Origin of the sequence: Pseudomonas sp. 273, from assembly GCF_029201425.1 — a bacterium.
Classification (GTDB): Bacteria; Pseudomonadota; Gammaproteobacteria; order Pseudomonadales; family Pseudomonadaceae; genus Pseudomonas; species Pseudomonas delhiensis.
Genome location: NZ_CP116775.1, coordinates 2,811,933 through 2,830,970, shown reverse-complemented (window position 1 = coordinate 2,830,970; position 19,038 = coordinate 2,811,933). Strand labels below are relative to the sequence as shown.

At 70.1% G+C, this 19,038-nt stretch carries 16 protein-coding genes and 1 pseudogene; 11 read left to right on the top strand and 6 right to left on the bottom strand.

All coding sequences use genetic code 11. The annotated features are described in order from the left end of the window. Nucleotides 1-46: 46 nt before the first annotated feature. Complete coding sequence (locus PKO50_RS13405) at nucleotides 47-943, bottom strand: LysR family transcriptional regulator (protein WP_275629980.1); 897 nt, start codon at nucleotides 941-943, stop codon at nucleotides 47-49. A 146-nt stretch (nucleotides 944-1,089) separates the two neighbouring features. On the opposite strand from PKO50_RS13405, the gene PKO50_RS13400 reads away from it, so the two are divergent. The 5 genes from PKO50_RS13400 (at nucleotide 1,090) to PKO50_RS13380 (ending at nucleotide 6,178) form a co-directional block, all read left to right on the top strand. Next, the gene (locus PKO50_RS13400) at nucleotides 1,090-2,604 is read left to right on the top strand and encodes a CoA-acylating methylmalonate-semialdehyde dehydrogenase (protein ID WP_275629979.1); all 1,515 of its coding nucleotides are present in this window, start codon (nucleotides 1,090-1,092) and stop codon (nucleotides 2,602-2,604) included. 117 nt (nucleotides 2,605-2,721) lie between these two features. After that, complete coding sequence (mmsB, locus tag PKO50_RS13395; protein ID WP_275629978.1) at nucleotides 2,722-3,597, top strand: 3-hydroxyisobutyrate dehydrogenase; 876 nt, start codon at nucleotides 2,722-2,724, stop codon at nucleotides 3,595-3,597. Between the two features lie 688 nt (nucleotides 3,598-4,285). Further along, complete coding sequence (locus PKO50_RS13390; RefSeq protein WP_109935385.1) at nucleotides 4,286-4,564, top strand: hypothetical protein; 279 nt, start codon at nucleotides 4,286-4,288, stop codon at nucleotides 4,562-4,564. Between the two features lie 103 nt (nucleotides 4,565-4,667). Beyond that, on the top strand, nucleotides 4,668-5,588 hold the full coding sequence (locus PKO50_RS13385; protein WP_275629977.1) for a bestrophin family protein: 921 nt from the start codon (nucleotides 4,668-4,670) through the stop codon (nucleotides 5,586-5,588). Between the two features lie 17 nt (nucleotides 5,589-5,605). Beyond that, nucleotides 5,606-6,178 carry a flavin reductase family protein gene (locus PKO50_RS13380; protein WP_275629976.1) on the top strand — a complete coding sequence of 191 codons (573 nt, stop codon included), beginning with the start codon at nucleotides 5,606-5,608 and terminating at the stop codon, nucleotides 6,176-6,178. 185 nt (nucleotides 6,179-6,363) lie between these two features. Here the strand turns inward: PKO50_RS13380 and PKO50_RS13375 are convergent, their stop codons facing one another. Beyond that, nucleotides 6,364-7,743, bottom strand: coding sequence for an ATP-binding protein (locus PKO50_RS13375; RefSeq protein ID WP_346770506.1), 1,380 nt, complete (start codon nucleotides 7,741-7,743; stop codon nucleotides 6,364-6,366). Further along, nucleotides 7,721-8,409 (bottom strand): annotated as a pseudogene (locus tag PKO50_RS13370) (response regulator transcription factor). The gene PKO50_RS13375 and the pseudogene PKO50_RS13370 overlap by 23 nt, the downstream one beginning before the upstream one ends. Nucleotides 8,410-8,514: 105 nt before the next feature. Between PKO50_RS13370 and PKO50_RS13365 the strand changes: the two are divergent. The 4 genes from PKO50_RS13365 to PKO50_RS13350 all read left to right on the top strand — a co-directional run bounded on the left by PKO50_RS13365 (nucleotide 8,515) and on the right by PKO50_RS13350 (nucleotide 15,569). Further along, nucleotides 8,515-9,198, top strand: coding sequence for a response regulator transcription factor (locus tag PKO50_RS13365; protein WP_275629975.1), 684 nt, complete (start codon nucleotides 8,515-8,517; stop codon nucleotides 9,196-9,198). A gap of 709 nt (nucleotides 9,199-9,907) precedes the next feature. Continuing rightward, a complete protein-coding gene (locus PKO50_RS13360) occupies nucleotides 9,908-11,308 on the top strand; it encodes an efflux transporter outer membrane subunit (RefSeq protein ID WP_275629974.1) in 1,401 nt (466 codons plus the stop codon). Next, entirely contained in the window at nucleotides 11,305-12,471 is a 1,167-nt protein-coding gene (locus tag PKO50_RS13355) for an efflux RND transporter periplasmic adaptor subunit (RefSeq protein ID WP_275629973.1), read from the top strand. The genes PKO50_RS13360 and PKO50_RS13355 overlap by 4 nt, the downstream gene beginning before the upstream one ends. Beyond that, on the top strand, nucleotides 12,468-15,569 hold the full coding sequence (locus PKO50_RS13350; protein ID WP_275629972.1) for an efflux RND transporter permease subunit: 3,102 nt from the start codon (nucleotides 12,468-12,470) through the stop codon (nucleotides 15,567-15,569). The genes PKO50_RS13355 and PKO50_RS13350 overlap by 4 nt, the downstream gene beginning before the upstream one ends. Nucleotides 15,570-15,575: 6 nt before the next feature. Here PKO50_RS13350 and PKO50_RS13345 read toward each other — a convergent pair whose 3' ends face one another. After that, nucleotides 15,576-16,946 carry a CoA transferase gene (locus PKO50_RS13345; RefSeq protein ID WP_109932973.1) on the bottom strand — a complete coding sequence of 457 codons (1,371 nt, stop codon included), beginning with the start codon at nucleotides 16,944-16,946 and terminating at the stop codon, nucleotides 15,576-15,578. A 224-nt stretch (nucleotides 16,947-17,170) separates the two neighbouring features. Next, complete coding sequence (locus tag PKO50_RS13340; protein WP_089391337.1) at nucleotides 17,171-17,566, bottom strand: hypothetical protein; 396 nt, start codon at nucleotides 17,564-17,566, stop codon at nucleotides 17,171-17,173. A 198-nt stretch (nucleotides 17,567-17,764) separates the two neighbouring features. On the opposite strand from PKO50_RS13340, the gene PKO50_RS13335 reads away from it, so the two are divergent. Further along, on the top strand, nucleotides 17,765-18,082 hold the full coding sequence (locus tag PKO50_RS13335; RefSeq protein WP_089391338.1) for a transcriptional regulator: 318 nt from the start codon (nucleotides 17,765-17,767) through the stop codon (nucleotides 18,080-18,082). A 134-nt stretch (nucleotides 18,083-18,216) separates the two neighbouring features. After that, nucleotides 18,217-18,393, top strand: a complete 177-nt coding sequence (locus PKO50_RS13330) for a hypothetical protein (protein ID WP_167364811.1) — start codon at nucleotides 18,217-18,219, stop codon at nucleotides 18,391-18,393. A 265-nt stretch (nucleotides 18,394-18,658) separates the two neighbouring features. Here PKO50_RS13330 and PKO50_RS13325 read toward each other — a convergent pair whose 3' ends face one another. Next, the gene (locus tag PKO50_RS13325; RefSeq protein ID WP_109932293.1) at nucleotides 18,659-19,003 is read right to left on the bottom strand and encodes a hypothetical protein; all 345 of its coding nucleotides are present in this window, start codon (nucleotides 19,001-19,003) and stop codon (nucleotides 18,659-18,661) included. Between the last annotated feature and the right edge of the window lie 35 nt (nucleotides 19,004-19,038).

The following is a 19,038-nucleotide window of genomic DNA, read 5'->3' as shown; positions in this document are numbered from 1 at the left end:
GGTTCGACCAAGGCCAAACGGCGGATAACGCGGAGCGTTATTCGCCCTACGCTCCCCGCCCCATCAGCACCGCCTGGCTCGCCTCGGCCTTCTCGCGGAGGAAGTCCCAGGTGGTGCGCATCCGCGCGATGTCCTTGAGCTCCGTGGGCATCAGCATCCAGAAGGTCCGCACGAACTCGATCTCGCCCGGCAGCACCGGCTGCAGCGTCGGGTCCTCCGCCGCGGCGAACGCCGGCAGGATGGCCAGGCCGGCGCCCTCGGCCACCGCGCGCTGCTGGGCCAGGATGCTGGTGCAACGCAGGGCCATGTGCAGCGGCCGGCCGATCTCGTCCAGGTACTGCAATTCCTTGCTGTACAGCAGGTCGTCGACGTAGCCCACCAGTGCGTGCTTGCGCAGGTCGTCGCGGCTGCGGATGGGGCCGCGCTCGGCCAGGTAGTCCCTGGCCGCATACAGGCGCAGCACGTAGTCGGTCAGCCGGGTGATCAGGTAGGGCCCGCGGCCGGGGCGCTCCAGGGTGATGACGATGTCCGCCTCGTGGCGCGACAGCTGCAGCGCCCGCGGCACCGCCAGCAGGTCCACGCCCAGGTGCGGGTGGCGGCGGTTCAGCTCCACCAGTTGCGAGGTCAGCAGGGTCGAGCCATAGCCCTCGGTGGCGCCGATGCGCACCTTGCCCGAGAGGTTGTCCTCCGCCCCGGCCAGGCGCTTCTCGATCACCTTGCAGGCGCTTTCCATGGCCTCGGCCTGCGGCAACAGCCCGTGCCCGGCCTCGGTCAGGCGGTAGCCGGAGGGCTCGCGCACCAGCAGCTGCGCGCCGATGCTCTTTTCCAGCGCCTGCAGGCGCCGCGCCACCGTGGTGTGGTCGACGCCCAGGCGCCGCGCGGCCACGGTAAGCTTGCCGGCGCGGGAGAGTTCGAGGAAGAAACGCAGGTTGTCCCAGTCCATCGTCGGCTCCAAGTGTGCAAAAACGCAGAGCATGCTTGCACATCACCGCATTGAATTCATCAAAAATGCACTGCTAGGATCAACCAACCTCCTTGAGGTACGCCCCAAGGCCCATAACAACAAACCGCCGCAGGCTGGGAGTTCCGATGAGTACCACCAATGCTGCCGTTCCCACGGTCAAACTCTTCATCGACGGCAAGCCCGTCGAATCCACCAGCAGCGAATGGCGCGAGGTGATCAACCCCGCCACCCAGGAGGTCCTGGCGCGCGTGCCCTTCGCCACCCGCGATGAAGTCGAGCGCGCCGTGGCCAGCGCCAAGGCCGCGTTCAAGACCTGGAAGAAAACCCCGATCGGCGCCCGCGCACGCATCTTCCTCAAGTACCAGCAACTGATCCGCGAGAACATGAAGGAACTGGCGGCCATCCTCACCGCCGAACAGGGCAAGACTCTGCCCGACGCCGAAGGCGACGTGTTCCGCGGCCTGGAGGTGGTCGAGCACGCCGCGGCCATCGGCAACCTGCAGCTGGGCGAACTGGCCAACAACGTGGCCGGCGGCGTCGACACCTTCACCCTGCTGCAACCGCTGGGCGTGTGCGCCGGCATCACCCCGTTCAACTTCCCGGCGATGATCCCGCTGTGGATGTTCCCGATGGCCATCGCCACCGGCAACACCTTCGTCCTCAAGCCCTCCGAGCAGGACCCGATGGTGACCATGCGCCTGGTCGAGCTGGCCCATGAGGCCGGCATCCCGCCGGGCGTGCTGAACGTGATCCACGGCGGCCCCGACGTGGTCAACGCCATCTGCGACCACCCGGACATCAAGGCCGTGTCCTTCGTCGGTTCCACCCGCGTCGGCACCCACGTCTACAACCGCTCTTCGCTGGCCGGCAAGCGCGTGCAGTGCATGATGGGCGCCAAGAACCACGCCGTGATCCTGCCCGACGCCAACAAGGACCAGACTCTCAACGCCATCGCCGGCTCGGCCTTCGGCGCCGCCGGGCAGCGCTGCATGGCGGTGTCCGTGGCGATCCTGGTGGGCGAGGCCAACGAGTGGATCCCGGACCTGGTGGCCAAGGCCAAGACTCTCAAGGTCAGCGGCGGCACCGAGGCCAACACCGACGTCGGCCCGCTGGTCTCCTGCGCCGCCCTGGACCGCGTCAGCGGCCTGATCGAGCGCGGCATCCAGGAAGGCGCCAAGCTGGAGCTGGACGGCCGCAACCCGCAGGTGGCCGGCTACGAGAAAGGCAACTTCGTCGCCCCGACCCTCTTCTCCGGCGTCACCGCGCAGATGAGCATCTACCGCGAGGAAATCTTCGGCCCGGTGCTCTGCGTGGTCTCGGTGAAGACCCTCGACGAGGCCATCGAGCTGATCAACGCCAACCCCAACGGCAACGGCACCGCCATCTTCACCCGCTCCGGCGCCGCCGCGCGGCACTTCAAGGAAGAGATCGACGTCGGCCAGGTGGGCGTCAACGTGCCCATCCCGGTGCCGGTGCCGCTGTTCTCCTTCACCGGCTCGCGCGGCTCCAAGCTGGGCGACCTGGGCCCCTACGGCAAGCAGGTGGTGCAGTTCTACACCCAGACCAAGACGGTCACCGAACGCTGGTTCGACGAGAACGAAGTGGGCGGCGCGGTGAACACCACCATCCACCTCAAGTAACCCCCGCAAACCCGCCCGCGCGCCCCGCCGGCCAGGCCCCGCAGCAGGAAGCTCCGGGGCCGCAGGCCACGCGCGGCGCGGGCCCTGTTCCCGACAACGACAACAAGGGGAAACCCCATGCGCATCGGTTTCATCGGACTCGGCAACATGGGTGGCCCCATGGCCGCCAACCTGCTCAAGGCCGGCTTCGACCTGAGCGTCTTCGACCTCTCCGCCGCCGCCGTGCAGGCCGCCGTGGCCCAGGGCGCCAAGGCCGTGGCCTCGCCGGCGGAACTGGCCGGCGCCGACGTGGAGGCGATCATCACCATGCTGCCGGCGGCGGCCCACGTGAAGCAGGTCTACCTCGGCGCCGACGGCCTGCTGGCGAAAGTGCAGCCGGGCGTGCTGCTGATCGACTCCTCCACCATCGACCCGCACAGCGCCCGCGAGGTCTCGGCGGCGGCCCAGGCCCACGGCAACCCGATGCTCGACGCGCCGGTCTCCGGCGGCACCGCCGGCGCCGCGGCCGGTACCCTGACCTTCATGGTCGGCGGCGAGGCAGCCGACTTCGAGCATGCCAGGCCGGTGCTGGCGGCCATGGGCAAGAACATCGTGCACTGCGGCGGCGCCGGCAACGGCCAGGTGGCCAAGGTGGCGAACAACCTGCTGCTGGGCATCAGCATGATCGGCGTGGCCGAAGCCATGTCCCTGGGCGTAAAGCTGGGCATGGACGCGGAGGTGCTGGCCGGCATCATCAACACCTCCAGCGGCCGCTGCTGGAGCTCGGAGGTGAACAACCCGCTCACCGGCGCGCCGGCGGCCCGCGGCTACAGCGGCGGCTTCGGCACCGACCTGATGCTCAAGGACCTGGGCCTGGCCAGCGAGGCCGCGCGCCAGGTGCGCCAGCCGGTGCTGCTCGGCGCGCTGGCGCAGCAGCTGTTCCAGGCGTTCAGCAACCAGGGTAATGGCCAGTTGGACTTTTCGGCGATCGTGAAGCTGTATCAGGAGGGGTGAGGCCAACCGCCAACCGCTCTCGTAGGAGCGAGCTTGCTCGCGAATGGAGTCAACCGGCGGTGGTGGTGCTTTGGGTTGACTCCGTACCCTCTCCCCAGCCCTCGGCTGCGCGCCCCGCCCTGAAGGGAGAGGGGGTTAGTCCGTGCCGAGAGGAGGAATGGTTTCAGCCGGAAACTGCCGGCTGACTCAGGAATACCCAAGCGCTCCGAACGGTCCCCTCTCCCTTCAGGGAGAGGGTTAGGGAGAGGGCGCTCTTCAGCACAGGCACCGCCCCAGCCGGCAAGCACCGTTCGCGAGCAAGCTCGCTCCTACAAAAGCTCCACTCCCCTCCCGCACTCTGCGAAATTTCATACCCCAGCTTTCCATTGAGCCCCTACAAACCCCGCCGGTAGGCTCTGCCCGTCACGGTCACTGCCGTGACACGGGTGTAGCAACCTGTAGAGTCAGAGCGCGGTAGCCCCTTGCCTTCCCATGCACGGTGCTTTTCCCGCCAGCCCCTCAAGGGCACTCATGGCGGGCCGCTCGGGGCAGGCTTCGGCCTGGCCGGCTCTCTGGCTCCGGTTTGCTACCCCCGCGCGGCCCGCCTCCCTTTCCGGGGGCGGTTCCTCACCCACTCGAGGAGCAATGGACATGCCACTTCCGGCCAACCGCGTGCATCGCCCTGCTGCCTCTCACCCGGAGGCAGACGATGCCTGACATGATCCCCCTCACCACCCTCTCCCAACCCCACGAGGACGTTCTCTACGTCAACCTCCAGGCCCCGGTCGAGCACCTGATGGGCACCGCCGAGCGCCGCCTGGAATCCCTCAGCGTGCTGCTGCGCCTGCTGGAGGACAGCGCCGACGAAATGCCCATGCCTGCCGGGGTGGCGCGCCTGTCCGCCAGCCTCGCGCCGCTGCTGGAGGAAGCGCGGCAGCTGTACGACCTGGCGGAGCGCAAGGCCCGGCAGGAGCAGGCCGGCGCCTGAGCCCCCGGCGGAGGGCACAGCGCCCTCCGCCTACCCCGCGCCACCAGGCGGGCATCTCGGCTATGATGCGCGCTCCCCCGTGTACCCGCCTGGAAGCCCCCGCATGATCCTCCGCCCGCAAACCCCGACGCTCTGGGTGCTGCTGTTCTCCCTCAAGGGTTCGATCATCCCGGCCATCTGGCGCAAGGTGCTCTACACGGTGCTGCTCAGCTCGCTGGTGGTGGCCACCCACGGCACCCTCTACCACTACAAGGTGGTGATCACCTCCACGCCCTTCACCCTCTGGGGCCTGACCCTGGCGATCTTCCTGGGCTTCCGCAACAACGTGGCCTACCAGCGCTTCTGGGAGGCGCGCACGCTCTGGGGCGAGCTGCTGATCGTCTCGCGCAACCTGGCGCGGCAGAGCCTGTCGCTGCTGCCCGGCCTGGACGACGCCGGGCGCCGCCTGCTGGCCCAGCGCCTGGCCGCCTTCGCCTACGTGCTGCGCGACCAGTTGCGCGAGCGCCCGCAGAGCGAGGACGCCCGCCGCCTGCTCGGCAGCGAACTGGCCGACGCCCTGGCCCGCACGCCCGGCCCGGCCAACGCCCTGCTCGCCCGCCTGGGCCGCGACTTCGCCGAGGCCGGCCGGCGCGCCGGCGCCAGCGACATGCTGCAGGCCAACGTCGACCAGCAGGTCAGCCGCCTGTCCTACGTGCTCGGCGGCTGCGAGCGGATCAAGGGCACGCCCATCCCCTACCCCTACATCCTCATGCTGCACCGCATCGTCCACGTGTACTGCTTCCTGCTGCCATTCTGCCTGGTCGACAGCATCGGCTGGTTCACCCCGCTGGCGGTGTGCGTGCTGGCCTACACCTTCTTCGGCCTGGACGCCCTGGGCGACCAGATCGCCGACCCGTTCGACACCCAGCCCAACGACCTGCCGCTGGACGCCATGAGCCGCCACCTGGAGATCGCCGTCATGGAGATCCTCGGCGAGGCCGAGCTGCCGGCGCCGCTGGAGCCGGTCGACGGCCTGCTGCTCTGACCTTCGAGGAACCGCCCATGAACCACCTGCAAGACGTCCCCCTGGCCAAGGCCTACCTGCTGCTCAACCACGGCCCGTCCACAATCGTCACCAGCGAACACGAAGGCGTGGCCAACGTGATGGCCGCGGCCTGGGTGATGCCGCTGGACTTCGACCCGCCCAAGCTGCTGCTGGTGCTGGACCGCAACACCTGGTCGCGGCACCTGGTGGAAGGCGCCGGCGCCTTCGTCATCCAGCTGCCGTCGCGGCGCCAGGCCGAACTGACCCTGGCGGTGGGCTCCAGCAACGGCGGCGAGCTGGACAAGTTCGCCCGCTTCGACATCGCCACCGCCCGCGCCCGCCAGGTGCAGGCGCCGATCGTCGAAGGCTGCCTGGCCTACCTGGAATGCAAGGTGATCGCCGAGCCGCACAACCAGGAGAAGTACGACCTGTTCATCGCCGAGGTGGTGGCGGCCTATGCGGACGAGCGGGTGTTCTCGAAGGGGCGCTGGCATTTCCCCGACGAGGAATCGCGGACCATTCATTACCAGGCCGGCGGGGCTTTCTTTGCGACAGGGGAGGCTTTTCAGGTGGTCAAGGCTGAGGCTTGAAGCAAGAGCCCCTCTCCCCAGCCCTCTCCCTGAAGGGAGAGGGGACTGTCCTCTGCCAATCGAAGCATCAGCGCACGCCTGCCTCTTCAGGCTGACACCTGACTACCCGTACATGCCGAACGGCCTCCTCTCCCTCTGGGAGAGGGCTGGGGTGAGGGCAAGCGCGCTCAAACCCCACACCCCGGCTATCCCCGCACCGCCCCCGAAACCACCCGCCCCCGCAAACTCACCCAACACCCCGGCGCCCCATCCCCCACGCTCATCGCCAGGTCGTGCAGCCGCGCCACCGCCGCCACCAGGCTCAGCCCCAGGCCGTTGCCCGGCGTGTGGCGGCTGCGCTCGGAGCGGTAGAAGCGCCGCAGCACCGCCTCGCGCTCGTGCTCCGGAATCCCCGGCCCGTCGTCGCGCACCTGCACCTCCACCCACTCCTCGCCCGCTTCCACCCGCACCTCGACGCGCCCCTCGGCCGGGGTGAACTTCAGGGCGTTGTCCACCAGGTTGCTCAGGGCATCGAACAGCAGGTGCGCGTCGCCCTGCAGCCAGGCCGGCTGCACCGGGCCGCTGTAGCTCAGGTGCAGGCCGCGCTCCTCGGCCAGGGGCTCGAACAGCTCGACCACGTCGGCCGCCACCTGGGTCAGGTCCACCGCGACGAAGCCGGTGCGCCGCGCGCTGTCCTCGATCTCGGAGATGCGCAGCAGCGCGCGGAAGGTCAGCAGCAGGCCGTGGGCGTCCTCGATGGCCTGGTCGATGGCGGCGGCGTACTCCTGCTGGCTGCAGTCGCGCCGCTGGGCGCGCTCAAGCCCGGCCAGCAGGCGCGTGAGCGGCGTGCGCAGGTCGTGGGCGACGTCGTCGCAGACACCCTTCACCTCGTGCATCAGCCGCTCGATCTCATCGAGCATGCGGTTCACCACCACCGCCAGGCGGTCGACGTCGTCGGAGCTGCCGCGCACCGGCAGGCGCTCGCTGAGGTCGCCCTTGACGATGCGCTCGATGGCCCCGGTCACCGCGTCCAGGCGCTGCTGCGAGGTGCGCCCGGCGATGATCGCGCCGGCCAGGCCGAGGATGAGGATCAGCACCCCGCCGGAAGCCATGGCGCTAACCAGCAGTTCGTCGAATTCCAGCAGGTCCTGGATGTCCTGGCCGATCACCAGCACCTCGCCCGAGGGCATGCGGTGGACGATGCCGCGCACGCGCCGTTCGCCGCCGGAGAGGCTGCGCCGGCTGAACTCGATGGGCGTGTCCAGCACCTGGGTCGGCGGCTGCTCGGCGAGGGTGCCGGCCAGGCGCCGGCCGCTGGCGTCGAACAGCGCCTGGGGGAAGTGCTGCTCGGGGTCCTTGGCGGCGTGCTCCTGCACCTCGCGCAGCAGCTCGGGCAGCTCCAGGCCGGCGCGGTTGTGGACCTGCCGCGTCAGGTTGGCCTGCACCTCGGCGCGCAGGTAGCCGGCGGTGCGCCAGTACACGTAGCCGAACAGCGCCAGCGAGGCCACGCCGAACAGCAGCAGGAACAGCAGCGCCACGCGGAAGCTGGTGGTGCGCGGAATCTCACTCAGGCGCCCGGAGAACATAGCCCGCCCCCGCACGGTGTGGATCATCGGCGGCTCGCCGTCCACGTCGACCTTGCGCCGCAGGCGGCCGATGTGCACCTCGATGACGTTGGTACGCTCGTCGTAGCGGTAGTTCCACACCGCCTCGAAGAGCATGGTGCGGGTGACGATCTGCCCGGCGTGGCGCGCCAGGTATTCCAGCAGCTGGTACTCGCGCGGCACCAGGTCGATCTGCCGCTCGCCGCGGCGTACCGAGCGGCGCAGCAGGTCGATGTCCAGGTTGCCGATGCGCAGCCGGCTGTCGCGCGCCTCGCTGCCACGCGCGGCCCGGCGGGTCAGGGCGTCCAGGCGGGCGGTCAGCTCGATGAACTCGAAGGGCTTGGTCAGGTAGTCGTCGCCGCCGGCGCGCAGGCCGCGCACGCGCTCGTCGAGGTCGGACAAGGCGCTGAGGATCAGCACCGGCGTCTCCACCCCGGCCGAGCGCAGCGCGGTGAGCATGGCCAGGCCGTCCATGCCGCCGGGCAGCATGCGGTCCAGGACGATCACCGCGAAGCTCTCGCTCAGGGCCCGCACCAGGCCGTCGCGGCCGTTGCCGACCAGGCTGACCTGGTAGCCGTGGTCGTGCAGCGCGGCGCCGATCTCGGCGGCGGTGGCGGGGTCGTCTTCGACGACGAGAACCTGGGTCATGGGCAGCGGTCCGTGGCGGCGGCGGGAAGTGTCCGGCAGTATATTTCGACAGGTGCGGGCGAACGCCAGCCTCGCGCCAAGATGAACAAAAGTTTAGGTGCGCCCTTGAGAATCCTGGTCATCGAAGACGAACCGCAGGCCGCCGGCTACCTGGTGCGCGGCCTGCGCGAGAGCGGGCACATAGTCGACGCCGCGAGCGATGGCGTCCACGGCCTGGACCTGGCCCTGGAAAACCTCTACGACGCCCTGGTGCTGGACCGCCGCCTGCCCGGCCTGGACGGCCTGGAACTGGTGCGCCGGCTGCGCGCCGCGGGCTCCGACACGCCGGTGCTGATGCTCAGCGCCCTGGCCTCCACCCACCACCGCGTCGAGGGCCTGCAGGCCGGCTGCGACGACTACCTGGCCAAGCCCTACGCCTTCGTCGAGGTGCACGCGCGCCTGGCCGCCCTGCTGCGCCGCCCCGGCCGCCAGCTGCTCGGCGCGCGCCTGCAGGTCGGCGATCTGCTGCTGGACTGCGAGGGCCGCGTGGCCCAGCGCCAGGGCCGCAGCATGGTGCTGCAGCAGCGCGAATTCCTGATCCTGGAAAAACTCATGCGCCACGCCGACCAGGTGGTGACCCGCGGCATGCTGCTGGAAAGCGCCTGGGACTACGACTTCGACCCGCGCGACAACGTCATCGACAAGCACATCCACCGCCTGCGGCAAAAGGTCGACCAGGGCTTCGAGCACCCGCTGATCCACACCGTGCCGGGCGCCGGCTACATGCTCAGCGAGACGCCGCCGGAATAGGCCGCGCCGAGGTGCTCTTCGTAGGAGCGAGCTTGCTCGCGAACCAGTTTCCAGGCTGGGCGTGGTGTGTGGCCTGAAGAGCACCCTCTCCCTAACCCTCTCCCTGAAGGGAGAGGGGACCATTGGGCAGAACTGGGTGTTCTGGAGTTAGCCGGCAGCACCGAAGGTTTCCGGCTGAAACCATTCCTTCTCTCGGCACGGACAAGCCCCCTCTCCCTTCAGGGCGGGGCGTGCAGCCGAGGGCTGGGGAGAGGGAAAGGCGCCCCCCAACACACCGTAGCCACGGGTGAGCCCCATTCGCGAGCAAGCTCGCTCCTACGAAGAGCCCCGCGTCAAGCGGCCAGGCACCGCTTCAGGCCGGCTTCCAGGCGCTCGCGCGACCCGGCAGCGGCAGTTATACGCCCTACGCCGAGGCGCTTTTCGTAGGATGGGTTGAGCGAAGCGATACCCATCACCCCAACCGAACGCCGGCTCTGCCGACGGGATCGCGGACAGAGTCCGCTCCTACGCGTCTTCAGCCATGCCATTCCCGCTCCTACAATGGATTCCACACACCGGCTCGGATCACACCCACCGCGCCAAGCAGCATCGCCCCCAACCCCCACCTAAATTTTTATTCAGCTTGGGAAGAACCGCCCGGTAGCTGCCTGGCGCTAGGCTCGTCCTCCACAGCAGCCCGCAGCGCGCGGGACGCAGAAGGACGTAGCCCATGCCCCCATCCACCGCCGGCGCCCTGCCCCGGCTGGCCGCCGCCCTCTCCCTGGCCCTGCTCGGGGCCTGTTCGCTGGTGCCGCCGTACCAGCGGCCCGGCGTCGCCGTCGCCAGCCACTGGGACAACGCCACCGCCCCTGGTGCCCAGGTGCCGCAACAGTGGTGGAAGGACTACGCCAGCGCCGAGCTGGACCAGCTGATCCAGCGCGCCGGCAGCGACAGCCTGAGCCTGCAGGCGGCCATCGCGCGGGTCGACCAGGCCCGGGGCAATGCCCGCGTTGCCGGGGCCGCGCTCTACCCGGACCTGAGCCTGGGCGGCAGCTATGTCCACGACCATGACAGCAGCAAGAACGCCCACGACCTCTACGCCCAGGCCAGCTACGAGCTGGACTTCTGGGGCCGCAACCGCGCCCTGGCCGATTCCGCGACCGCGCAGGCCCAGGCCACGGCCTACGACCTTGAGACGGTGCGCATCGGCCTGCAGGCGGACATCGCCGACGCCTACTTCCAGGTGCTCTCGCTGGACGAGCGCCTGGCCGTGGCCCAGCGCATCGCCAGCGACGCCGAGAACATCCTGCAACTGGTGCAGACGCAGTCGCGCCTGGGCTCTTCCTCGGACCTCGAGGTGGAACAGCAGCGCAACGCCCTGCAGAACTTCCAGGCCAACGTCAGCGTCCTGGCCCAGCAGCGCGATGCCGCGCTCTACCAGTTGGCGGTACTGGTGGGCGCCGCACCCGAAGGCTTCGCCCTGCAGCACCGCGGCCTGGACGGCATCCAGCTGCCCGAGGCGCGCGCCGGGCTGCCGGCCAGCCTGCTGGGCCAGCGCCCGGACATCCAGGCCGCCGAGGCGCGGCTGCTGGCGGCCAACTTCGACGTCGGCGCGGCGCGGGCGGCCTTCCTGCCGAACATTTCCCTGGGCGCCCTCGCCGGCAGCGACGTGCACACCGGCGGCGGGCTCTGGCAACTGGCCGCCAGCCTCGGCCAGCCGCTGTTCGACGGCGGCCTGCTGGAAGGCCAGTTGCAGGCCGACCGCGCCCACGCCCGCGAGCTGGTCGCCGACTACCGGCAGAACGTGCTCCAGGCCCTGCAGGACGTGGAGACGCAGCTCAGCGCCAACGCCCGCCTGGCGCAGACCCAACGCCTCGACCTGGCCGCCGTGGACTCGGCGCGCAAGGCCGCCGACCTGGCCCAGGTGCGCTACCGCCTGGGCAGCACCGACTTCCTCACCCTGCTGACCGTGCAACGCACCCTGTACCAGGCCGAAGACAGCCTGTTGCAGGTGCGCCTGCAACGCCTGCAGGCCTCCGTAGGGCTGAACCGCGCCCTCGGCGGCGGCTTCCAGGCACCGCAGGCCCAGTTGGCCAGCAACCCACCTCCCGCACAGGCGACCCGACCGTGAGCCCGTCCCCCGCTTCCCCCCAGCGCCGCTACTGGCGCCTGGCATTCCTCTTCCTGGCCGTGGCGCTGGCCGCCTTCGCCTGGCGCCATTTCGACGCCGCCAAGACGGCCAAGCCAGCCGAGGCGCCGGTGCCGGTCAGCCTGGGCGTGGCCGACCAGCGCGACCTGCCGATCTGGCTGCAGACCATCGGCACGGTGCAGGCGCTGAACGCGGTGGACATCAAGGTGCGGGTGGATGGCGAGCTGCAGCAGTTGCACTTCCAGGAGGGCCAGATGGTCAAGGCCGGGCAGCTGCTCGCCGAGATCGACCCGCGCCCCTATGCCGCCCAGGTGCTGCAGGCCAAGGCCAACAAGGCGCGCGACGAGGCGCAGCTGGCGGTGGCCAGGGTCAACCTCGAGCGCGCCGGCAAGCTGGCCGCCGCCCATGCCGGGCCGAGCCAGGACGTGGACACCCTGCGCGGCCAGGTGGCCACCCTGCAGGCCACGATCCAGGCCGACCAGGCGGCGCTGGACACCGCCCAGCTGCAACTCGGCTACACCCGCATCGCCGCGCCCTTCGCCGGGCGCACCGGGCAGCGCCTGGTGGACGCCGGCAGCATCGTCCACGCCGGCGACAACACTGGCCTGCTGACCCTCACCCAGATGGCGCCCATCTCCCTGGCCTTCAGCCTGCCCCAGGAGGACCTGGCCGAAGTGCTGCAGGCCAGCGCCGGGCAGGCGCTGCAGGTCGAGGCGCTGAGCCGCGACGGCCGCCAGCACATCGCCACGGGCCGGCTGAGCTTCATCGACAGCCAGGTCTCCACCGGCAACGGGCAGATCCTGTTCAAGGCCGACTTCGACAACGCCGACGGCAAGCTCTGGCCCGGCGAGCTGCTCAGCGTGCGCCTGCTGCTGCGCACCGAGAAGGCCGCCACCGTGGTGCCAGCCAGCGCCGTGCAGCAGGGGCCGCAGGGCAGCTTCGTGTACGTGGTCGGGCGCGACCAGCAGGCCCAGGTGCGCGAGGTGAAGGCCGGCGCCGTGGTCGACGGCCTGCAGTGGATCCACCAGGGCCTGGCGCCCGGCGAGACCGTGGTCACCGGCGGCCAGTACCGCCTGGCTCCGGGGCTGAAGGTCGCGGCCCTGGCCGACGCCCGCCAGACCGCCAGCGCGGAGCAGCGGCCATGACGCTCTCCGAGCCCTTCATCCGCCGCCGGGTGGCCACCACCCTGCTGGCCCTGGGCGTGCTGCTGCTCGGCGGCGCCGCCTACTTCCTGCTGCCGGTGGCGCCGCTGCCGCAGGTGGACATGCCGACCATCCAGGTGCAGGCCACCCTGCCCGGGGCCAGCGCCGAGACCATGGCCTCGTCGGTGGCCACACCGCTGGAGCGGGCCTTCGCCAGCGTCCCCGGGGTCACCCAGATGACCTCCTCCAGCTCGCTGGGGCTGACGCAGATCACCCTGCAGTTCGACCTGGAGCGCAACATCGACGGCGCCGCCCAGGATGTGCAGACGGCGATCAACGCCGCCGGCGGCAACCTGCCGAAGAACCTGCCGGCGCCGCCGACCTTCCACAAGGTCAACCCGGCGGAGTTCACCTTCCTGTCCCTGGCCCTGACCTCGCCGACCCGCACCCTGCCGGAGCTGGACCACTACGCCGACGACTACCTCGGCCAGCAGTTGTCACAGATCCCCGGCGTCGGCCTGGTGGACTTCCACGGCGAGCAGCGCCCGGCGGTGCGCGTGCGCATCGACCCCGACGCCCTGGCCGCCCGCGGCCTGACCCTGGACGACGTGCGCGGCGTGCTGGGCAGCGCCACGGTGGACGCGCCCAAGGGCAACCTAGACGGTGCCGAGCGGGCCATCACCCTGGACACCACCGACCAGCTCACCCGCGCCGCGCAGTACGGTTCGCTGGTGATCGCCTACCGCAACGGCGTGCCGATCCGCATCAGCGACCTGGGCACGGTGATCGACGGCGCCGAGGACGTGCGCCAGGCCGCCGGCCTGCAGGGCCAGCCGACGGTGATCGTCGACATCCACAAGCAGCCCGGCTACAACGTGCTGGCGGTGACCCAGGCGATCAAGGACCGCCTGCCCTCGCTGCTGCTGCAGCTGCCGCGCGACGTGCAGGTGCACCTGGTGGGCGACCGCACCCAGACCATCAACGCCTCCATCGACGAGGTGCAGTTCAACCTGCTGCTGTCCATCGCCCTGGTGGTGGCTGTGGTCTTCGTGTTCCTGCGCAACGTCAGCGCCACGGTGATCCCGGCGCTGACCATCCCGCTGTCGCTGGTGGCCACCTTCGCGGTGATGTACGTGCTGGGCTACAGCCTGGACAACCTGTCGATCATGGCCCTGAGCATCGCCGTGGGCTTCGTGGTGGACGACGCCATCGTGGTCATGGAGAACATCATCCGCCACCTGGAGATGCACAAGCCGCCGCTGCAGGCGGCCATCGAGGGCACCGCCGAGGTGGCCTTCACCATCGTTTCCATGACCGTTTCGCTGGTGGCGGTGTTCATCCCCATCCTGTTCATGGGCGGGGTGATCGGCCGCCTGCTGCGCGAGTTCGCGGTGACCGTGAGCGTGGCGGTGGTGATGTCCGGGGTGGTCTCGCTGACGGTCACGCCGATGCTCTGCGCCTGGTTCATCCGCCACGACCTGCACGGCGTGCAGAACCGCTTCCTGCAGTGGAGCGAGCGCACCTTCGAGGCCCTGCTCGACGGCTACCGGCGCAGCCTGCGGCGGGTGCTGCGGCACGAGCGCCTGACCCTGGCCGTGGCCCTGCTCACCCTGCTGGTCACCGCCGTGCTCTACGTCGAGGTGCCCAAGGGCTTCTTCCCGCAGCAGGACACCGGGGTGATCATGGGCGTGGCCGAGGCCAACGCGGACGTTTCCTTCGCCGCCATGCGCGAACGCATGGCCGCGCTCAGCGAGGTGGTCCGGCGCGACCCGGACGTGGCCAACGTCTACTACTGGATCGGCCCCAACCCCACCCTCAGCCAGGGCCGGGTGATGATCAACCTCAAGCCCTACGAGCAGCGCGCGGCCAAGGCCGACCAGGTGGTGGCGCGGCTCAAGCGCGAGCTGGCCGCGGTGCCGGGCATCGCCCTGTACATGCAGGTGCGCCAGGACGTGCAGATCGGCGGGCGGCCGAGCAAGACGCAGTTCCAGTACACCCTGCAGGACCCGGACAGCCACGAGCTGGACCACTGGGCCGGCGTGCTGCTGGCGCGCCTGAAGCAGCTGCCGCAGCTGCGCGACGTGGCCACCGACCAGCAGCAGGCGGCGCCGCGCGCCACCCTGCACATCGACCGCGACAGCGCCGCGCGCCTGGGCGTGAACGTGCAGGCCATCGACGACGTGCTCTACGACGCCTTCGGCCAGCGCCAGGTGGCGACCCTGTTCACCGCGCTGGACCAGTACCACGTGATCCTCGAGCTGGACCCGCGCTGGCAGGTTTCAGAGGAAAGCCTCAGGCACCTCTATGCGCGCTCCAGCCTGACCGGCGACCTGGTGCCGCTGAGCGTGCTCGGCCGCCTGGAGCCGGACCTGGCGCCCATCACCATCAACCACCAGGGGCTGTTCCCGGCGGTCACCCTGTCGTTCAACCTGGCGCCGGGCTACGCGCTGGGCGATGCGGTGAGCGCCATCAACCAGGCCACCCGCCAGGCCGGCCTGCCGGACAGCGTCAGCGGCACCTTCCAGGGCACCGCCCAGGCCTTCCAGGATTCGCTGCGCAGCCAGCCGTGGCTGATCCTGGCGGCGGTGGTGACGGTGTACATCGTCCTCGGCGTGCTCTACGAGAGCCCGCTGCTGCCGCTGTCGATCCTCTCCACCCTGCCCTCGGCCGGCCTCGGCGCGCTGCTGGCCCTGCTGCTGTGCGGCCAGGACCTGTCGCTGATGGGGATGATCGGCATCATCCTGCTGATCGGCATCGTCAAGAAGAACGCCATCATGATGATCGACTTCGCCCTGGTGGCCGAACGCGGCGGCATGACGCCGGAACAGGCGACCATAGAGGGCAGCACCCTGCGCTTCCGGCCGATCCTCATGACCACCCTGGCAGCGCTGTTCGGCGCCCTGCCGCTGGCCCTGGGCACCGGCTCCGGCGCCGAGCTGCGCCAGCCGCTGGGCATCGCCATCGTCGGCGGCCTGCTGGTGTCGCAGGTGCTGACGCTGTACACCACGCCGGTGATCTACCTGTGGTTCTCGCGCCTGGCCGCCGGCTTCCGCGCCTGGCGCCAGGCCCGCGGCGGCCTGCTGGCGCCGCAGCAGCGCTGAGCATACTCAGGCGGTCGTCTCGAAGCTCCAGTACGGTTTCGACGAGCCCAGCGCCGCCGCCGGCAGGGCCCACTGCAACGGCGTGCCTTCCAGCAGCAGTGGCGGGCGCAGGCGCTGCGCCGGGCCCCAGGCGGTGGTCTCGATGGCCGGGTCGAGATCGGCCGGTGCCTCTTCGGCCAGGGCCGGCAAGGCGTCGGCCCGCATCCCCTGCTCCACCAGGAACTGCGCGGTGCGCGCCAGCGACAGGCGCCAGGTGCTGCCGCGCCCGCTGCCCAGGCGCCGGCCCAGGCCACAGAGCGCGGCGGCGGCCATCAGGTAGCCGGTGGCATGGTCCAGGGCCTGCACCGGCAGCGGCACCGGCTTGTCGGCCTGGCGCCAGCGCATGCCGGCCTCGGCGATGCCAGTGCTCATCTGCACCAGGCTGTCGAAGCCCCGGCGGTTGCGCCAGGGGCCGCTCCAGCCGTAGGCGTTCAGGCTCACGTCGACCAGCCCCGGCGCCAGGTCCTGGCGCACTTCGGCGTCGAAGCCGAGGTTCTCCAGGGCGTCGCCGCGGTAGCCGTGGATCAGCACGTCGGTGTGGCGCAGCAGTTCCTCGAAGCGCTCGCGCCCGGGCAGGTCCTTCAGGTCCAGGCGCGCGCAGCGCTTGCCCAGGCAGACCTCGGGGATCACCCCCGGCTCGTCCCAGCCCGGCGGGTCGATGCGCAGCACCTCGGCGCCCAGGCCGGCAAGGAAACGGCTGGCCACCGGCCCGGCGAGCACCCGGGTGAGGTCCAGCACCCGCACCCCGGCCAGCGGCCGGTCCGCCGCCAGCGCCCAGGCCGGCGCGGGGGCGATGGCCTGCTCCTGGCTCCAGATCAGGTCCTGCTCCGCCAGGGCCTGGCCCTGGGGGTGCGCCTTCCATTCGTCGATGGAGCGCATCTCCGCGGCGCAACCGCCGGTGGCCACCACCGCGTGCTCCAGTTCGGCCTTGTTCCAGGTGGCGACGCGGGCCGCCGCCTCTTCGCGGCTGGCCACCGGCCCCAGCACGCGCACGACCGCGGCGCGGTGGTGCGGGGCGTTGGTGTGCAGGCGGATCCAGCCGTCGCGGGTGGCGTAGTCGCCGGCGATGTCGCCCCACATGGGCGGCAGCGCCCAGCCCTGGGGCCGCAGCGTCCAGGCGAACCAGAAGGACGCCAGGCGGCGGTCCACCTGCAGCGCCCCCGGCGTCTGGCCGGCGCGCTTCAGCAAGGCCGCGGTGGCCAGGCCGGCAGCGGCGATGGAGGCACTGGCGAGGTCGGTGACGGCGAAGGTCGAGGGCAGCCCGCCCTCGGCCTGGAAGGACAGGGGCGCGGGCAGGGCCGCGTTCTCTTCCAGGGCCTGCCACAGGGCCCTGGTCATCTGGCTGGCGAGCATGCTGCACCTCGATCGAAGGAGTCCATGAAACGGACCCGCCAGGCAACCTTAGCCCGCCCGCCGCGCCGCCGCGAGCCGACCTTGCGCCGCAGGGGAATCGCGGGCAATAAAAAACCCGCCGGTGGCGGGTTCTTTACTGGGGCGCTAGTCCTTTAGCGATGTGCCTACCATCGCCCCCGAAGCGTGAAAATTTCGTGAAGAACCTTGAGTCAACCTGAATAATCCAATGCCGTCCAGGCACGGCTGAGGTCGTCGCGGATGCGACAGGCGGACAGGTCGCCGCCCTCCTCGCCCACGCTCAGCAGGCGGGTGGCGCCGGTGCCGTCGTCGTGCACCTCGGTCAGCGTCTGCAGGCGGCCGCAGTTGGGCGTGTCTATCACATAGCTGGCCACCACCGCCGAGCGCGAGCGCGGCACGCGGATGGCGTCGCGCACGATGCCGTGTTCCTCCACCCGCTTGCCGTCGGCCACCAGCACCGCCCAGGCCTCGCGGCCGTCGATCACCAGGTAGGCGCCATTGGCCTTGGGCCCCTCGGCCTGCGGCTGGGCGCAACCGGCGAGCAGGGCCAGGAGGGTGAGCACCAGCAGGGCTTTGACTTGCTTCATCACGCGTTCCTCTTCTTCGTCGTCGCCGCGGGGCGGGGCCCGGTTTCGCGGCGGCCATGGATTCAGTGAGCCAGCGGAAACCATGGTAGCCACAAAATACTGTTCATGCATACAGTATTTTTCGATTATCCTTCTGTCATCGACGAAAGGCACCCTGGCAACAGGTGGCAGGCAAGGACCCGAACAGGAGCGAAAGCGATGGTGGACATCCGCCAGATGAAATACACCGTGAACCACATGGGCGTGGAGGAAGTCAGCGAAGCGGTCGCCGAACTGCACCTCGAGGGCCTGGTCACCGAGGGCAAGACGCCCTTCTCCCGCACCCACTTCAACACCTGCTTCGCCGAGATCGAGGCACTGCTGCAGCGCGCCGGCTACCACCGCCCGCTGGACGTGGTGGGCTACCAGGGCCAGGCCTACGCCATGTTCGACCCCACGCGCTGGGATGCGGTGGAGGTGCTGCGCTGGCTGAAGGAATACGTGGAGGAGGCCCGCAGCGAGGCGGCGGGGGCCTGAACATTACCCCGCCGCGGGGATGGCAAAAGGCCGCAAAGGCTTGCCGCAGAGCGGCCGGACTTGCGCTGAAGGAGTTCGGCCACTAATGTCCTTGGGGCAGTTACGCACCACCACGCTGAATCAAGGACGAGTCCATGAGCAAGACGCTCCCCCAGGACTGGCTGTGGGCCTACCAGAAACTCCGCAGCCTCGCGGTCGGCCGCACCAGCTCCGCCTTCCTCGCCACCCTCTACCACCTGCGCGGCGATACCGGCCCCTTCTACTGCAAGGGCGGGCTGCGCAAGTCGCGCCTGGTGCGCAAGGAGTCCTGAGGCGGCTCATCGCGGACGGAGTCCGCTCCTACGGTTAGCGCCGCGCCCCTTGTAGGAGCGCGCCCTGCGCGCGATCGCGGGCAGGGCCCGCTCCTACAGGTTGACGTCGAGCTTCCCGCGCTCACGGAGCCAATCCGTAGGGCGCATAACGCCTACGGCGTTATCCGCCGCCGCCATCGGGCACCGGTGCCTCGGCCAACGGCGGATAACCGCGAACGGTTATTCGCCCTACGATTGAGCCCGAGCGTCGGCGAACGGCGCCCGTTCAGGGATACGACTGCCGCTGCCCGTTCGAGCGCGTCGTCCCCGGGGTGACGTCGAATTGCACGCCGTTGGGGTATTCGATGCTCTGGCGGATGCCACCGTTGGTACCACCGCCGCTGTTGTCGATGATCACCCGGCTGGAGCCCTGTTCGTAGCTGCGCGGAACCTGCACGCCACCGTAGCCGTCATAGCGCTGCACACTCGACGAGCTGCCGATGCTGCCACTGGCGCCGGGGCTGACGTAGATGCGCTCGATGCTGCGCACCGGCGGCTGGCCGGCCAGCGCCGCCCCGGCCAGCAGGCTGGCGAGCAGGCCGCAAAGCGCTCGGCTCTTCATGCTGGTCATGCTGGCTGAACCTCCGGTTAGGCTGGAAATGCCCC

Coding starts and splice junctions, on each gene's coding strand:
- PKO50_RS13405 (WP_275629980.1), bottom strand. CDS start 943: ATGGACTGGGACAACCTGCGTTTCTTCCTCGAACTCTCCCGCGCCGGC.
- PKO50_RS13400 (WP_275629979.1), top strand. CDS start 1,090: ATGAGTACCACCAATGCTGCCGTTCCCACGGTCAAACTCTTCATCGAC.
- mmsB (WP_275629978.1), top strand. CDS start 2,722: ATGCGCATCGGTTTCATCGGACTCGGCAACATGGGTGGCCCCATGGCC.
- PKO50_RS13390 (WP_109935385.1), top strand. CDS start 4,286: ATGCCTGACATGATCCCCCTCACCACCCTCTCCCAACCCCACGAGGAC.
- PKO50_RS13385 (WP_275629977.1), top strand. CDS start 4,668: ATGATCCTCCGCCCGCAAACCCCGACGCTCTGGGTGCTGCTGTTCTCC.
- PKO50_RS13380 (WP_275629976.1), top strand. CDS start 5,606: ATGAACCACCTGCAAGACGTCCCCCTGGCCAAGGCCTACCTGCTGCTC.
- PKO50_RS13375 (WP_346770506.1), bottom strand. CDS start 7,743: ATGTTCTCCGGGCGCCTGAGTGAGATTCCGCGCACCACCAGCTTCCGC.
- PKO50_RS13360 (WP_275629974.1), top strand. CDS start 9,908: ATGCCCCCATCCACCGCCGGCGCCCTGCCCCGGCTGGCCGCCGCCCTC.
- PKO50_RS13350 (WP_275629972.1), top strand. CDS start 12,468: ATGACGCTCTCCGAGCCCTTCATCCGCCGCCGGGTGGCCACCACCCTG.
- PKO50_RS13345 (WP_109932973.1), bottom strand. CDS start 16,946: ATGACCAGGGCCCTGTGGCAGGCCCTGGAAGAGAACGCGGCCCTGCCC.
- PKO50_RS13340 (WP_089391337.1), bottom strand. CDS start 17,566: ATGAAGCAAGTCAAAGCCCTGCTGGTGCTCACCCTCCTGGCCCTGCTC.
- PKO50_RS13335 (WP_089391338.1), top strand. CDS start 17,765: ATGGTGGACATCCGCCAGATGAAATACACCGTGAACCACATGGGCGTG.
- PKO50_RS13330 (WP_167364811.1), top strand. CDS start 18,217: ATGAGCAAGACGCTCCCCCAGGACTGGCTGTGGGCCTACCAGAAACTC.
- PKO50_RS13325 (WP_109932293.1), bottom strand. CDS start 19,003: ATGACCAGCATGAAGAGCCGAGCGCTTTGCGGCCTGCTCGCCAGCCTG.